Genomic DNA, 14192 nt, shown 5'->3' on the forward strand with positions numbered 1-14192 from the left:
AAAGTGGCGGCATGCCACCGATCAGTCTTGAGGAGCCGTCAGGGCGCTACTTGTCGTTCGCCGAGCGCGAGGAGATCGCGTTGCTGCGCGCCCGGGAATGCGGGGTACGGGAGATCGCCCGCCATCTGGGGCGGGCGCCCTCGACGGTCTCGCGTGAGTTGCGGCGCAACGCGGCCACCCGGGGCGGGCGCCTGGATTATCGGGCCTCGGTCGCGCAGTGGCACTGCGACCGGCAGGCCGGCCGTCCCAAACCGTGCAAGCTCGTCGAGCAGGACGAGTTGCGGCAGTATGTGCAGGATCGGCTGTCCGGCAAGGTCACCGGCCCGGACGGCATGCCGGTGCCCGGTCCGCAGACGAGCTGGAAGGGGCGGAACAAGCCCCGGCGCCAGGACCGACGCTGGGCGACGGCGTGGGGCCCGGAGCAGATCGCCCGACGCCTCCCGCTCGACTTCCCCGAGGACGAGACCATGCGTATCTCCCCCGAAGCGATCTACCAGGCCCTGTATGTCCAGGGCCGTGGCGGGCTCAAGCGGGAGCTCACGGCCTGCCTGCGCACCGGCCGGGCGCTGCGGGTCCCCCGAGCCCGGACTCAGGGCCGCGGCAAGCAGTTCGTCACCGAGGACGTGCTGATCAGCCAGCGGCCCGCCGAGGCCCAGGACCGGGCTGTGCCCGGGCACTGGGAGGGTGACCTCATCATCGGCCTGAACAGGTCCGCGATCGGCACGCTGGTCGAGCGCACCACCCGCTTCACGATGCTGCTGCACCTTCCACCGATGGAAGGCCACGGCGGTCCACGCTCCAAGAACGGCCCAGCCCTGGCCGGTCACGGCGCCGAGGCCGTCCGCGATGCCATCGCCGCCACGATCACGACCCTCCCCGAGCAACTGCGCAGGTCACTGACCTGGGACCAGGGCTCGGAGATGGCCCAGCACGTCCAACTGCGCATCGACGCCGGCCTGCAGATCTACTTCGCCGACCCACACTCACCCTGGCAGCGCGGCACCAACGAGAACACGAATGGCCTGCTGCGGCAGTACTTCCCCAAAGGCACCGACCTCAGCAGGCACAGCCGTGGCAACCTTGACGCTGTCGCCGCGGCGCTCAACAGTCGCCCTCGCAAGACCCTGGGGTGGAGGACGCCCGCCGAAGTCCTCAACGAGAAGCTACTGTTGATCCAAGAGGGCGGTGTTGCAACGACTGGTTGAACCTGGGGAATATACGTCCGCGGCCTACAACGAGCTCTGTGGCCGGCTGGGCGTGGTGCAGTCCAGGGGGCGGGTGGGGTCGGCGCTGGACAACGCCGCCGCCGAGTCGTTCAACTCGCTGGTCAAGGTGGAGTACATCCACGCCACCGGTTCGCCACCCGCGCCGAGGCCCGGTTGAAGATCGCGACCTGGATTGCCGACTTCTACAACACGCGCCGCAGGCACAGCGCGGCCGGCGGACTGCCTCCGGTGGAGTTCGAACGGATCATCAGCGAAGCACGCGCCAGCCGCCATCAGGAGGACCTGGCCGCATAAGGAAGGCCTCTACGAAACCAGGGGATTGACACTTTCATCCGGTCGTAACGAGGCGTTCGCCTGGCGGCAGCTCAGCGTGTCGGGCAGGACCTGACTAGGGGCGAGGACTCGAAGTGCCCCGACCAGACGAACTGCGGGCTGGGCAGGGCGTTGATCGAGTACCAGAGGTGCCCGGAGGGCCCCTTGAGCGCGCAGATGACACCGACGCGCTGGCCCGCCGGGATGGAGCCGATCCGCTCGGACGAGGAGCTGGGCTTGCGGTAGACGGGCGCCTTCTCGAACGCCTGCAGCTGCACGATCGCCGTCTCGGCGGCCGAGTCGCGCACGTCGGTTTGGGCCACGGGCGCCGAGTGGGCCGCCGGAGCGACCACGGCCGCCAGCGTGACACCGGCCCCCGCCGCCAGTACCTTCCGCATGAACCTGTTCATGAACGCACTCCTCGAAAATGACGAACCTTCGGATGCGCAACAGCAGCGCACGCGCATCATATTAGCGACACTTCTCTAATATGTGGAGCGCGCCCCGCGACATCGCCCGCAGCAACGTCCGCCGCGCGGCTACCGCACCACCGGGCGGTTCGCGGACGTGTACTCGTCCGCGACATTGAAGACGCTGCCACAGCCCGGGCATTCCGCTCTGCCGAACAGGTGGGCGCTGCCGCGCGCGAGCACCTCCTGTCGCGGTCGGCGATCCGACGCATCCACCGGCCGGTCCCGGCGAGGTCCTCGGCGGCTGCCGACCGCAGGTCCCGGCGGAGCTCCGCACCCCCGTCTCGCACCTACGAGTAGCACCCGAACTCGCCGATGACGATCGTCACGGCCACACCGGAGTAGGGGCAGTCGACGTGATGGACGTCGTCCGAGAAGCCCTCCAGGGCGTTCACCCAGTGGTACTCCCCTCGACCGCGAGCAGGACCCGGAAGCAGACGGCGGCGTGTGGCTGGGGCGGCGTCCCCGGCGCGGGGCCGGGGGGCACCGTTAGGGCGTGACATGGAACTCCCCTGTCCTGTCAACGGCTTGAGAAGGAATGTCGGATCGCCGGTTTTAGCAACCCTTCTCTAATTTATTAGAGAGTATCCTCCAGAGCATGGCAAGACCCTCCCGCTTCGACCACGACCAGTTCCTCGACGCCGCCGTGCGCCTCACCTCCGTCGGCGGTCCGCAGGCGGTCACCATGACCGCCTGCGCCCAGGAGGTCGGCGCCCCTAGCGGCTCCATCTACCACCGCTTCCGCTCCCGGCCCGTCCTGCTGGCCGAGGTGTGGCTGCGCACCGTCGAGCGCTTCCAGGGCGGTTATTTCGACTGCTTCGCCGCGCCCACCACCATCCGGCGCACCTGCAGGGCGGCCGCCCGGCACGTCGTCGCCTGGAGCCGGGAAAACCCGCAGGAGGCGGCCCTGCTGCTCTACGGCGCGGCGGATTTTGGACGCGCCGACTGGCCCGAGGAGTACGTGCGGCGCGCCAACGACGGCGACCAGCGCGTCCGGACGGCCGTGGTCGCCGTCGCCGACCTCATCGCCCCCGGCAGCGCGCCGGCCGTGGACCGCACCAGGCTCGCGCTGATCGATCTTCCGCTCGCCGTGGTCCGGCGCCACCTGCGCTCCGGCGAGCCGCTGCCCGACCACGCCGAGGCGCTTGCCGAGGACGGCGCGGAGGCGCTGCTCGGGCCGTTCGACCCCGACCGCCGGCTCCTGCCGCTCGACTTCCGGACGGACGGCGACGCCGGGGTGGGCGCCTGACCATTACCGCGCACCTTCGAACGGGGCCGGCCGGGTCAGAAGAGCGCCGCCTGGGTGAAACGTCAAGCGGGCGTGTGAACTGCTCAAGGTCTCCCGAGCCGCCAGTTCCTCGGCGCTGCTGCCGATCTCCTCGCCCAGGGCGTGCAGGATCTCCTCGGCGTCGCGATCAGCGACGTAGCCGGGCGCCACCCGAAGGGCGAGCAGCCCGAGCTCACGCTGGATACGCAGGTCCTCCTGGTACAGCTCGCGCCCTCGGGCTGCCAGGGCCCGCCATGCCTCGATCGGGTATCCGTCCGGGCCCGGCCTGCTCTCCAGCTCAGCGGTTGGCACGTGGCCGCTCGCGCAGCTCGGCGACTGCCGCCGCGACTGCCACACGGATCCGGTTCGGCTCCAGCCGGGCGCTGCCGGCCTCGGCGCGGGCCTGCGCCAGGTGCTCGGCGACCAGGTCCGTGAGCTCGACCCGGCGCCCGCGTGGGGGTGGGGGGTGCAGTGTCGGCCACTGGCGTTACGCGGGGACGCGCTTGATCCGGCGTACGTTCTCCCGTCCGCAGGCAACGCAGACGATCCACTCGCACAGCCAGCCGTCCCGGACGAACGCCCCGCTCGCCCGGTTGCACTCCTCCCCGCCACAGAAGAAGCAGTCCCCGTCTTCGCCGGTCAGATGCCGGAACGGGTGAAGGATCGGGCGGCCCCCAGATCAGGACGCCCCAGGAACCCGCAGCCGGGGCACTTCCACCATTCGTTGGTGCTTTCGTAGGCCCCGGACCGGGTGATCTCCTGCACCAGGTCCAGCGCGCACTGCGGACAGGACCTGGGCAGTGCGCCGGGACGCGCCTGGCCGAAGTCTTCGCGGACTTCGGCCAGGTCGCCCGTCTCGTCGAAGACCTGCTCCTTGGCCAAGGTGCCATCGTGGTTCCAGTACCGGAACACACCGTGGCAATGGCCGTGGACCATTTGGCCCTCCATCTTCAACGGCCCGTCAGCCCAGAACTCGCGGGCTGGTCCGTGCTGGTAGCCGTCGACGTAGAAGTCCTGCCAGAGCAGCTGATCACCGATGGCCTCCACCACCTCGCCGGTGAACGGCACGCCCTTGTAGGTCAGGGGCGGCCCGTCGATTCCGCCGTCATCGATGTCCCTTCGATCCAGCCTCCAGTCGATCCGCACCTTCGGCGCAGTACCGTCCGATGCCGGCGTCTCGCAAGCCTGCCGGCCTTCGCCCTCCACGTCCTGGTCGTGCTCTCGCCCCGTCATGCCGATCACCGTACGCCTACCGCGCATGGCCCTCGCCCGAGGCCCTGCCGACTCCGGGCCCGGCGGGGCACCCCGGCCCGCCCCGGCTTCGCCTGCGTCCGCACCGCAGCGGCCGCCTGTCGAGGTTCCCGTCCCGGCTGACCCGATGCACCGCCGCCTGCCCCGAGCGACGTGCGCATCGCTCTCGATGCGGGCCGGTTCGGGGACTGGTGGGTGCTGGCCGGTTGGACGGTCAACCCCGATGTCTACCTGGTGACGGGTGAGGGCCATCAGGTCGGCTGGGTCGAGCGGGGCCTGGCCGGCATCGGCGACCGCTGGGTGGCTGTGTACGAGGGCTACTTCATCGGCGACGTCCACACCCAGGAAGCGATGCTCCACGACACCCCGGAACAGGCCGCCTACACCGTCCACACCGCCTACCTGCAGAACCTCTAACAGCCGGGCGATCAGTTGTTGCGGCCGATGTGTCTCGTGCGACGGTCCGAGGTCTGCTGGGGCGATGCGTGGGATTTGCCCGCGTGCCGACCGGCGCGGTGCCATACTCCGTGAGGTCATGAGCTCTCGACTTTTGACGTTCTGGCGGGTCTGGGTGATCAGGCTGCGCTGGCTGCGGCCCATGCCTGCTGGACGGCGCGGATTTCCTCATCTGTGGGTCTGCCTGGGCTGTTGGGCGTAAATCGGGCGGCGATGATGACCCGGCGGAGCTTGGCGACCATGTCGGACAGGGACGGGTCAGCCTTGGTGGTGTACCAGGGGGCGCGTTCGCGGTGCTCGGCGGCGTCGGCGGGATGGTGGCCGTGCAGCGCGTACCAGACCACGGTGATCGTGTAGCAGTACAGGCTGAACGGGACAGTGCGTTCGACCGCGTGGCGGGTGCGGCTTTGGGCCTGGCCGGCACCGAAGAGGTCGCGGGCCTCGGCGAAGGTGACCTCGATCGGCCAGCACCACGCGTACCGGGTGACCAAATCCGGCAGTGGCGTGTCCAGGTCGGTGGTGACCAGGGCCAGGTCGTAGCCGCTGACGGTGTCCTCGTCGCGCAGGAGCACGATCTGGACGGTGCGGGTGTGGAACGAGCCGTACCACAGGCAGGTCGTCGCGGTCAGGTGGACGGTCTCGGTGCGCTGGTAGCGCGTGACCGTGGCGGTGGTGAAGTCAGCGGTGTCGGCCAGGTCCTTGGCGGTGCCCAGCCGCTGGCCCTTCAGGGCGGGTCGGCCGCGGCGCCCGGTGGGTGGTGGGGCCAGGTCGTACAGCACCGCCGAGGCGGGAAGCCGAGTGGTGAACGTGCAGGTCGAGGGCAGAGCGCGGAGCGCCTTGCCGTGGTAGGCGGCGTCCGCGACGACGTGGATGTGCCGTCCGTCGTGGCAGGCGGCCAGCAGGCGGATCATGGACGCGGCGAGGCCGGCCTTGGACTGCTCCTGTTTCGGGCGCCACAGCCGGGCCATCACCGGCAGGCACACCGGCCGTGCCAGGAACGGCAGTTGAACCACGATGCCGACCACCACGAAGCAGGTTCCGCGCCCGACCGGTCTGGAACCCCTGGCCGCGCCGTCGTGCTGCCAGGCCGCGCCGAACACCTTCTTCCCGCCAGGGCCGTTGCAAAGTCCGGCTCGGTCGAGCCGGGCTGACTGCCCGCACGCCGGCCCGAGTGGCTGCGCGGGCAGGTCAGAACGTCTCTCGCAGTCGAGAGAGAACTGATGCCATGTCAGATCTTCCCGGAAGTGCAGTCTGGGTAAGCCGCCGTGAGCTGCGGCGATGCCGCAGCTCAATGACTTTGCAACAACCCTGTTCTTCCCGCGCCGCTTGAACAGCGTGTCGTCCACCGTCACGGTCAGCACCGCGCCCTCGGACAGCAGGCGGCGAACGACCAGATGGGACAGGGCAATGCCCAGGAGGTCCGGCTTCCAGGTTACGCGGGAGAAGAAGGCGTGGGCGCGGTCGTGGGACCAGGTGCGCGTCAACCCCGCGCCGAGGAGTATCCCGGTCACCGTGCACCGTCCCGTCTGCGCGATCAGCCCCGTGACCAGCGCAGCGAAGGTTTGGAAGGTCGGCGCGGTGAAGCAACCACGCACCAACTCCAACACGGCGAGCAGCGAAGCGGGTACGGTCGGATCCGGAAGCATCGGCGGGTCCCTCACAGCAGACGACGCAAGCACCGCCGATGCTTCTCCGCTGTCGCCAGCCAAAGCGGCCAGATGACGCCACATCACCCACCCGAGCGACCCACACGACGATCAACAAAAACGTCAAAAGTCGAGTTCATTATCGTCCGGCCGGAACCATGGCGAACACCGACTCCGGGACCTTCGAAGCATCAACGCTGGATCGCCATACGGAGGTTCACCATGCATCCCACGTTCACCGTGCTGTTCACCGTCGCGTTGGTCGTGGTGGCCGCGCTGATGGCGGCCGCCGCTGCCGGCAAGCTCGCCCGTCTCGACGGAGCCACCTACCCGGCCGCCTTGGCCCGCGCCGCCACCGCTTTCGCCGCCGTCCCCACTCTCGCCGCCGCTACCGCCGCTGTGCTCGCTCCTTACCTCACCTGACCCCCACGGGTGCGGGCGGGGCAACCAACCCCGCCCGCACCGGCCGAGCGGCCGATGCGAAGGCCGAGGTAGCCGTCGTCGTACGGGTCGGTGGCGCATTCGTCGGGATCGGAACACGGGCCCTTCTCGATGCATGGGGCGCGACGCACAGCTCGTCGCCGGGTCGCGTCCCACGGCTCCGGCAGCCGGCGCCTGCGGCCGACGCACCCACAGCACACGCCAACCGGGTCATCGCCGAGGCTGCTCACGCCCACTCGACGCCGTGCTCGGCGAGCTGCTCGAGCTGGCCGGGGTCAGCTTGGCCCGGCGGGCCTTCTGGTTGTTGAGCCAGGTGCCCAGAGCGAAGTGCGACACCACCACCTGCTCCTCACCTCCGAGGCTCGGCGCTGCTGGCCTTCCACCGGCCGGGCCTCGCGGAACTCCTCCCTGTTTCCCCGGACCCGGCTGCCTGCGCTCCGTTCCGGAAGCTCTGGCACAAGGCGCGGGCCGTACGGGGCGGTGCGCCTGCGGTGGCGGGCTCGGGCGGCCTGCTGGATCCCGGACTCGGCCAGGTGCCGGCGGCCGGCGGCGAGGCCTTGGCGGACCTGTTCCTCGACAGCGGTGAACACGCGGTGGTAGGTGCGGTCGTACGCCTCGATCAGCTGGTAGGTCCACATGCCCGGGACGACGTCCCGGCCCAGGAGCTCCCGCTCGACCAGGTTGGCTGCGTAGGTGAGTTCTGAGAGGACGTTAAGTCCGTTTCTGGTAGATGCCTCGTCCGGGTTGGGTGAGGAAGCCCTGGCGGGTGAGGCGTCCGAGGCGGGAGCGGGTGACATTCAGGGAGGGGTCGTCGGTGGGCCAGCTGAGGAGTTCGTGTAGTTCGCGGACGCGGAACGGCTGGTCGGGGTGGTGGTCGTAGGTGTCCAGGACCTGCTGGTAGGCGGTAGCCGGTTCGTCGGGCTGGGGGTCGGTGCCGTCCGGTGTGATCTCCTGGACGATTTTTTGGGCCGTGGCCAGCTCGGCCAGGCACCCCTCGGTCTCGGCCAGGGTGGTTGTGAGGTGCTCGATCTGCCGCCGCAGGTCGTCGGCCCGGGCCATGGCCTGTTCATGTCGGACCTGGACGTCCTTCAGGAGGTCGGCGACGTTCACGCGGCCACCTCGTAGGCGTCGCGCCAGGCTGGGGCGGGGGCGGTGAGGCGGCGGGTCATGTTCGCGGTGGACGCCCAGTAGACGCGGGAGGCGGCGTTGTCGGGCCGGTGGTCGTACTCGCGGGCCAGGCGCCGGTGGAGCATCAACGTGCCGTTGACCTGCTCGACCACCCACCGCTTCGGCTGCGGGATGAAGCCTTTGGCGTTGTCGTCGGGGTTGCGGCGGACGGTCTCGACGGTGATGCCGAGCAGGGTGCCGTGGATGACGGTCTCGTCCTTGAAGCCCTGGTCGACCAGGGCCTTCTCCAGGCGGTTGCCGCTGAAACGCCCCTGCCATGGGGGTAGCTCACGAGCCCGCCTGCAGGACGGTCAGGCAGGCGTACCGGGAAAGTGAGGATGTTGGTGTTCATGGTAGTTGCCTATTTCCAGCTCTACCACTGTTCCTATGTCCACCGTCGTTCCTGCAGCGGGGTTTTGGCCGACTACTTCCCCTTCAAGGACAAGACTGCCTTGTGTGATAGGCGATGGGGCCGAGTCTCTGAAAAATAGGCCACGCGAGCCAGCCCCGCCCGGACCGATCGCCGGCGGTGTGACGTTGCCTACTGCCCCCAGAGCCATCGGGCTGCCCGTCGCCATCGCGACACCGATTCCGATGTCGAATCCGTCGCGCATTGGTACCTCTTCTTGTTTCAAAACCATGCTGTCCTCCTGTCTACATTCCGCAACGAGTAGGAGCGGCACTCATGCCCAGGGGTAGCAACTGCTCGCCGGTCAAGAGTGCGGGCCGGCAGGAGGGTCTGGTTGCCGGTGCTCCAGGCGTGGCTGGAGAGTTCGGCCATCTGCCTAGACCTCGATGGTCCTGCGTGCCGCGGCGGAAATCACGGGGAATCCTGCACTGCGGAGGGTTTCGAGGAGGGAGGCCATGGTGGCTCCGGGATGCGACGACGGGTTCGTGGACCGTCGCCTGACGGTCGTCCACCTGGCCAGACGCTCGCAGTTGCTGCGATGTCCCCTGCCGGAAGGTGCGTCACGGGGGGAGGAAGGGATTCAGGACGAGAGAGATCTGCCTGTTGCAGTTCAGACAGAAGTCCGTGCCCAGCGTGCGCATACGGCAGTCGAACTCCCCGCGGAAGACCCCGCAGTGGAAGAAATGGGCGCCTTCGAACGCGCCGAGAGTACCGGCTGCGACCGGTGAGGGATTCGGGTCGCAACTGGTGCAGTCGCCGTTGCTGGTGGTCGGGACCGGGGTCGCCGGATCGATGAGGAAGCCCCACTTGATCGTCGCAGGCGTGGTGCCGACGGTGATGTTCGGTTCGAGGGGCTCCGTCGCGGGGTGGTTGTTGAAGGCGGTGTCGGCCAGGCAGTACTCGTCGGCCAGGTTGAAAGCACCGTGGCCCAGTTCGTGCAGGCCGATTTCCATCGCAGCGGAGCCAAGCGAGAAGACGGCCGCCCGTCCACCGGATCCCCCGAACTCGGTGCTGTTCACGATGACCACGATGGCACGGGTGTTCGGCACCTGGGCTGTGGCGACGCTCTGGGCGGTGGTCTGATCGATGGTGAGCAGGCGGCGGGTCTGGCCGTCACCGCAGTACGTCGCGTCGAAGAAGGTACTGACGGTCGTGCCGGGTCCGGTTGTGACACCACCACAGGTAGCCGGGCTGTCGGCTCCCGAATCGGTGGAGGCGACGTCGACGCGGTGGACGTTGATGGCGTCGGCGAGGCTGTCGAACGGCGCCGCCTTCAGCAGTGCCGTGGTGAACTCGAGCGCGTGGAGGTGGAAGTTCGCCAGCTCCGCCGACTGGTAGCCCTCGGAGAGGATGACCAGGTTCCACCGGTCGGTGTCGGGGCCGTGATCGAGGATCTTGGTGACACCGATGACGGTGCCGTCGCTGGTGGTCACGGTTGACTCTCCAGGTCGAAGCGGGCCAGTTCGACCGCCGGATCCCATCTCGTCTCTCGGTCGATCGGGCTGCTGTGCAGAACCAACTGGCGCGCCTGCGCGTCGTCGGGAGCAAAGAGCCAGAAGGATCCGGCGACCTGTTCCACGGGGACCGGAGACGGGACACCGCTCTCCGAGTCGAAGACCTCGTCGTCGAGTGCGATCGGGTTGTACATCATCTTGCTGTAGAGCACCCGATCCTCGGCGTCGCGCAGTTCATACCAGAAGCCCATGTGGGGTTCGTCACCGATCTCGTCAGAGGGCGGCACGACCGTCGTGAGCCTCTCCGCGGAGACCAGCCGCACCTCTGAGCCCTCGTATTCGAGGCTGAAGCGCACTGCGGCTTCGGACATTTCTCTTGCCCTCCGGGTCTGCAGGCCACGCCGGCACCTCGCGCGGACCGGGTCCCGGATACGGCGCACATGGTTCGGTCCGGCCTTCGGTCGTCCCCATGTAATCCTGTGCGTGTTCGCGCGCGGGCAGGCGAGGTCGTGGCTGCGGGATCGTCGGGTTGTTCCATGGTCACGGCGCGCCTGGTGGGCCGCGACCTCCACGTACTGGCCGCTGACGGGCCTGTGTCGGGTCCAACCGTCAGGGCAGTCGTCTCTTCGATCATTCGACCACTCGGGTGACCTATCGGCAAGTCGACCGGCAGCGTCCAGGCATTGGTCCGGTCGACGGGCGGCTCCGCCAGTGGAGCGAGCTCCACCCGGCCGGGGTCGGCGAGGAACGCCGCGTGCGCGACCAGGGCCTCGTACTCGACGTCCTCATCGATGCGCAGCCATTCGACCCGGCCTCGCAGAAGCTTCTCCGCCGGGGAGGCCGGGACGGTCAGGCGGTCGCCCGGGCGCGACCCGTGGACCGCGAACAGGTTATGCAATCACCGGTTGGGGGTGGTGGGGTGTTCGACGCCGGATCCGGCGACCGGGCTGGTGTTGGAGGTGCAGGCGGTGCACCGGCGGCGCGCTCCCGCATCACCGCAGGTCACCGGCCCGGCCGACGATCCGCCGCTATGCTCCTCCGTCGTTGGCACAGATGGCGTAGGCCGTGACGTTCACGTTGGGGTCAGTGCCGTTGTTGGTGGCATAGACACCCCACGCATCCGCACGGTTGTCCGCATTCGTGTCACCGGGGCCGGAGAAGGTGACGGTGACGTTCTCGCTGTGCTCGTTGATGTCGTAGCCGCCGCCGGTGGCGATCTTTCCCGTCGGGCAGTACGCGGAGGCAAACGCGGTGGTTCCGGGGGGCACAGACACCGGGTTGCTGTGCACGATCTGTGCCCCGGTGACCCCGTTGCCAGCGGGGGTTGAGGGGGCGGGGTTCGACTGCGCCGCGCTCTGGCTGCAGCTGATGTTCTGTGTGCCGGTGAACGTGTTGCCCTGTCCGACCTGGCCGGCCGGGAAGCATGCGAGCGTGATCGACGGGCCGTCGAGCAGCGACAGCAGCCCCTCGCCCTGAGCTTGCGCGCCGCCGGCGCTGAGGAACAGGACCGCTGTGACGGCAGCGCCGAGCACGGCGGAACTCCGAGTAAGCCTCACGTGGGATCCCTGACGTAGCTGGGGGCGGGACCGGCTTCTGCCGGGCGTCTCCCGTCCTACAACCCCTGCTCGTTGGAGCAGGCGCGGCTCACGGCGCGCCATCCAGATGGATCATTCCGATCACTCGGGTGCCGCTGACACCTACCGCCATGGCTGGCTGCCCGGAGGCCGCCGCCACGGCTCGGGACTGTCTCGTGGATCACCGCTGCGGAGACGAGAAGGGGCCAGAGGGTTGCGGCGCTGTCGGCCTGCACCTGTAGCGGCGCCAACGCGAGCGCCGACGCTCAGCCATTCGCGGCGGCGCTTGGGCTCGGGCCCAGCAGCACGACGGGCCGGTTCGGGCGGTCGTCGTGGGCGGAGACCCGCTCTCGGGCGAACTGCCGCCCCATCTCCTGCATGGCGTGCTCGTCTTCGTCGGTGTCGGCGGGTTCGGGCAGGCGGCCAGCAGCTGCCAGGCCCACTGGCCCAGCGCCTGCTCGGCCGCCTGCGGGGTGGCGCAGGCCTTCCCCCAGTAGGTGTGGGTGTCGATGTCGGTGAGCAGCAGATCGGAGGTGATCAGCACCTGGGCGGCGTCGCGCAGCGCCTGGGCGGCCTCGCGGACCGTCAGCTCATAGTGCTCGGCCTGTTGGTGGGGCGCGGCCGCCCAGCCGGCCTTGTCCTCGTGGTCCTCGCCACGGACCGTGGCGGTTTCCGCGCAGCCCTTGCGCTCGCACGTCCACCGCGACCAGGCCCCGCGGCCCTTGACCCGGCGTCACCGCGCCCGGTGAGTTCCGCCCCGCAAGGGCGGTGAAGTTCCACCCTGCGCTCGGACACTGTCTGTTTACGCCGCGAGGGTGTGACCTTGCTGGTGCCGCTGGCGGATCTCGATGGGCGTGAGGTAGCCCCACTCGGGTGCCTGCGTAGACGCCTACGGTTATAGAAGGTCTCGATGAACACGAAGGCCTCCGCGCGGGCGGTGGCGCGGTCGGGCCAGATCCGGGTGCCGATCTCCTCCTTCAGTACGGCTCCTGGACGTACTGCCGCAGCTGCTCGTGCTCGACGAGCTTGCACGGCTTCGGGCGGCGGGCTTGCCGGTCGGCGTGCCACTGTGCGACCGACGCCCGATAGTCCAGGCGCCCGCCCCGGGTGGCAGCGTTGCGCCGCAGCTCGCGCGAGATCGTCGACGGTGCGCGCCCGAGCCGGCGGGCGATCTCTCTCACGCCGCATTCCCGGGCCCGCAACAGGGCGATCTCCTCGCGCTCTGCGAACGACAGGTAGCATCCTGACGGTTCCTCAAGGTTGATCGGTGGCATGCCGCCACCTTCACGGAACCATCGCGGTCCAAGCGGCATTGACACCCCGGCCGCGACAGCGGCCTCCTCGCTGGACAGCCCCTTTGCGATCAACCGCCAGAACTTCTGACGCTCAGCCCGCCGGTTCACCGGGGGACGACCCGGCGACCGCAAGGGCGGGCGACCCGCCTTCAGCGCTGCACGCGCCCTTCCCTGAGCCACAACATCCTCCTCGATCGAGGTGTTGCGACGATCAGTTGAAACCGCCTTCGCTGCCGCGGTCCGAGTGAGAGATGCAGCCGCGTTCCAGGCCGCCGCGGCCGGCGGCCATCCGTAGCGCGGCCACCGGCAGCTCGGCGCGGTGGTGGTCGGCCATCGCGTAGCCGACGACTTCGCGGGTGGCCAGGTCGATGCAGGTGGCCAGGTAGAGCCAGCCCTCCTCGGTCGGCAGGAACGTCATGTCGCCGACCAGCCGCATCCCGGGGCGGGGTGCGGTGAAGTCGCGCCCGATCAGGTCCGGGGCGAACACGGGCTTGCGGGCCTGGCGGGTCAGGCAGCGGCGCCGGCGGCGGGTGATGCCCGTGATCCCGCGCTCGCGCATGATCCGCTCCACCTTCTTCCGGTTGACCGCCCGGCCCTGGTGCCGCAGTTCCGCGTGCACGCGCGGGACGCCGTATGCGCCACGGGACGCCAGATGGATCACCGCGATCTCGGCGGCGAGCAGGTCCTCGTTCTACGACGGGCGGCCTCGCCGGCCCGCCAGTCGTAGAACGAGGACCGGGCGATGCCCAGGACACGGCAGATCCGCTTGACGCCCCAGGCGCCGTGGTGATCCTCAACGAAACGGAAGCGGATCATCACCGTGTCGTCTCGGCCGCGAAACAGGCGGCTGCCTTGCGCAGGATCTCGATCGTCTTCTGCTGCTCGACCGTCTGCCGCCGCAGCCGGGTGAGCTCCTCGCGCTCCGCACTGGTCAGCTCGCCCGGCCTGCCCTCGCCACGGTCCGTGCGGTCCTGCTTGACCCAGCCCCGCAGCCCGTCCGGACTGACCCCCAGCTCCCTGGCGATCTCGGTGACGTTCCGGTGCGGCGACGAGCGCACCAGCGCGACCGCATCCCGCTTGAACTCCGCCGTATACCGCTGAGCTTGACTTTTAACCTTCCGTGATCGCCCGGTGGCTGATTTGTTCACCCACATGGGGATTCGCCGGAAATGGTGACGACCTCCGGTTCACGCTGTGTGATGTCGAGTCTCACAACGGGCCGGG

Annotated in this window: 17 protein-coding genes and 2 pseudogenes; 6 read left to right on the forward strand and 13 right to left on the reverse strand. The window is 69.1% G+C overall.

The annotated features are described in order from the left end of the window. The 3 genes from KS423_RS05530 to KS423_RS05535 form a co-directional block, all read left to right on the forward strand. A partial coding sequence (locus tag KS423_RS05530; protein WP_374119905.1) for an IS30 family transposase occupies positions 1 to 1205 on the forward strand: 1205 nt, incomplete at its 5' end. 52 nt (positions 1206 to 1257) lie between these two features. Further along, a complete protein-coding gene (locus KS423_RS47195; RefSeq protein ID WP_263454521.1) occupies positions 1258 to 1383 on the forward strand; it encodes a hypothetical protein in 126 nt (41 codons plus the stop codon). Beyond that, the gene (locus KS423_RS05535; protein WP_263454522.1) at positions 1380 to 1520 is read left to right on the forward strand and encodes a hypothetical protein; all 141 of its coding nucleotides are present in this window, start codon (positions 1380 to 1382) and stop codon (positions 1518 to 1520) included. The genes KS423_RS47195 and KS423_RS05535 overlap by 4 nt, the downstream gene beginning before the upstream one ends. Positions 1521 to 1591: 71 nt before the next feature. Here the strand turns inward: KS423_RS05535 and KS423_RS05540 are convergent, their stop codons facing one another. After that, positions 1592 to 1948, reverse strand: coding sequence for a hypothetical protein (locus KS423_RS05540; RefSeq protein WP_224275540.1), 357 nt, complete (start codon positions 1946 to 1948; stop codon positions 1592 to 1594). 658 nt (positions 1949 to 2606) lie between these two features. Here KS423_RS05540 and KS423_RS05545 point away from each other — a divergent pair. After that, positions 2607 to 3257 (forward strand): TetR/AcrR family transcriptional regulator, encoded by a 651-nt coding sequence (locus KS423_RS05545; RefSeq protein ID WP_224275543.1) that lies wholly within the window; start codon positions 2607 to 2609, stop codon positions 3255 to 3257. A 3-nt stretch (positions 3258 to 3260) separates the two neighbouring features. On the opposite strand, the gene KS423_RS05550 is transcribed toward KS423_RS05545, so the two are convergent. Next, positions 3261 to 3587 carry a hypothetical protein gene (locus tag KS423_RS05550; RefSeq protein ID WP_224275545.1) on the reverse strand — a complete coding sequence of 109 codons (327 nt, stop codon included), beginning with the start codon at positions 3585 to 3587 and terminating at the stop codon, positions 3261 to 3263. A gap of 327 nt (positions 3588 to 3914) precedes the next feature. Next, positions 3915 to 4508, reverse strand: a complete 594-nt coding sequence (locus KS423_RS05555; RefSeq protein ID WP_224275547.1) for a toxin-antitoxin system YwqK family antitoxin — start codon at positions 4506 to 4508, stop codon at positions 3915 to 3917. Between the two features lie 171 nt (positions 4509 to 4679). Between KS423_RS05555 and KS423_RS05560 the strand changes: the two genes are divergently transcribed. Beyond that, entirely contained in the window at positions 4680 to 4943 is a 264-nt protein-coding gene (locus tag KS423_RS05560; RefSeq protein ID WP_224275549.1) for a hypothetical protein, read from the forward strand. A gap of 158 nt (positions 4944 to 5101) precedes the next feature. Here the strand turns inward: KS423_RS05560 and KS423_RS05565 are convergent, their stop codons facing one another. Further along, positions 5102 to 6712 (reverse strand): transposase, encoded by a 1611-nt coding sequence (locus tag KS423_RS05565; protein ID WP_374119907.1) that lies wholly within the window; start codon positions 6710 to 6712, stop codon positions 5102 to 5104. Between the two features lie 138 nt (positions 6713 to 6850). On the opposite strand from KS423_RS05565, the gene KS423_RS05570 reads away from it, so the two are divergent. After that, complete coding sequence (locus tag KS423_RS05570; protein ID WP_224275555.1) at positions 6851 to 7051, forward strand: hypothetical protein; 201 nt, start codon at positions 6851 to 6853, stop codon at positions 7049 to 7051. Between the two features lie 729 nt (positions 7052 to 7780). Here KS423_RS05570 and KS423_RS05575 read toward each other — a convergent pair. The 9 genes and pseudogenes from KS423_RS05575 to KS423_RS05615 all read right to left on the reverse strand — a co-directional run bounded on the left by KS423_RS05575 (position 7781) and on the right by KS423_RS05615 (position 14122). Next, the gene (locus KS423_RS05575) at positions 7781 to 8179 is read right to left on the reverse strand and encodes a hypothetical protein (RefSeq protein ID WP_224275558.1); all 399 of its coding nucleotides are present in this window, start codon (positions 8177 to 8179) and stop codon (positions 7781 to 7783) included. Then, positions 8176 to 8496 (reverse strand): annotated as a pseudogene (locus KS423_RS47915) (IS5/IS1182 family transposase); the annotation flags it as partial. The gene KS423_RS05575 and the pseudogene KS423_RS47915, both read right to left, overlap by 4 nt. Before the next feature lie 51 nt (positions 8497 to 8547). After that, positions 8548 to 8877 carry a PASTA domain-containing protein gene (locus KS423_RS48395; protein WP_374119906.1) on the reverse strand — a complete coding sequence of 110 codons (330 nt, stop codon included), beginning with the start codon at positions 8875 to 8877 and terminating at the stop codon, positions 8548 to 8550. Between the two features lie 328 nt (positions 8878 to 9205). Further along, on the reverse strand, positions 9206 to 10078 hold the full coding sequence (locus tag KS423_RS05590) for a M64 family metallopeptidase (protein WP_224275562.1): 873 nt from the start codon (positions 10076 to 10078) through the stop codon (positions 9206 to 9208). Further along, positions 10075 to 10470, reverse strand: a complete 396-nt coding sequence (locus KS423_RS05595) for a hypothetical protein (protein ID WP_224275565.1) — start codon at positions 10468 to 10470, stop codon at positions 10075 to 10077. Before KS423_RS05595 ends, KS423_RS05590 begins: the two co-directional genes overlap by 4 nt. A gap of 657 nt (positions 10471 to 11127) precedes the next feature. Continuing rightward, positions 11128 to 11631 carry a hypothetical protein gene (locus tag KS423_RS05600; RefSeq protein ID WP_224275567.1) on the reverse strand — a complete coding sequence of 168 codons (504 nt, stop codon included), beginning with the start codon at positions 11629 to 11631 and terminating at the stop codon, positions 11128 to 11130. 1028 nt (positions 11632 to 12659) lie between these two features. Next, positions 12660 to 13148, reverse strand: a pseudogene (locus tag KS423_RS48400) (transposase); the annotation flags it as partial. A 31-nt stretch (positions 13149 to 13179) separates the two neighbouring features. Then, positions 13180 to 13650, reverse strand: a complete 471-nt coding sequence (locus tag KS423_RS05610; protein WP_224275632.1) for an IS3 family transposase — start codon at positions 13648 to 13650, stop codon at positions 13180 to 13182. Between the two features lie 133 nt (positions 13651 to 13783). Next, positions 13784 to 14122, reverse strand: coding sequence for a transposase (locus KS423_RS05615; RefSeq protein WP_224275570.1), 339 nt, complete (start codon positions 14120 to 14122; stop codon positions 13784 to 13786). Between the last annotated feature and the right edge of the window lie 70 nt (positions 14123 to 14192).

This window comes from Streptomyces sp. LS1784 (genome assembly GCF_020103755.1).
Classification (GTDB): domain Bacteria; phylum Actinomycetota; class Actinomycetes; order Streptomycetales; family Streptomycetaceae; genus Kitasatospora.

Bases quoted from the DNA above. Each gene is read 5' to 3' on its own strand.
- KS423_RS05565 (WP_374119907.1), bottom strand. From the start codon at position 6,712: ATGTGGCGTCATCTGGCCGCTTTGGCTGGCGACAGCGGAGAAGCATCG.
- KS423_RS05595 (WP_224275565.1), bottom strand. From the start codon at position 10,470: ATGTCCGAAGCCGCAGTGCGCTTCAGCCTCGAATACGAGGGCTCAGAG.
- KS423_RS05555 (WP_224275547.1), bottom strand. From the start codon at position 4,508: ATGACGGGGCGAGAGCACGACCAGGACGTGGAGGGCGAAGGCCGGCAG.
- KS423_RS05615 (WP_224275570.1), bottom strand. From the start codon at position 14,122: ATGTGGGTGAACAAATCAGCCACCGGGCGATCACGGAAGGTTAAAAGT.
- KS423_RS05545 (WP_224275543.1), top strand. From the start codon at position 2,607: ATGGCAAGACCCTCCCGCTTCGACCACGACCAGTTCCTCGACGCCGCC.
- KS423_RS05570 (WP_224275555.1), top strand. From the start codon at position 6,851: ATGCATCCCACGTTCACCGTGCTGTTCACCGTCGCGTTGGTCGTGGTG.
- KS423_RS48395 (WP_374119906.1), bottom strand. From the start codon at position 8,877: ATGGTTTTGAAACAAGAAGAGGTACCAATGCGCGACGGATTCGACATC.
- KS423_RS05540 (WP_224275540.1), bottom strand. From the start codon at position 1,948: ATGAACAGGTTCATGCGGAAGGTACTGGCGGCGGGGGCCGGTGTCACG.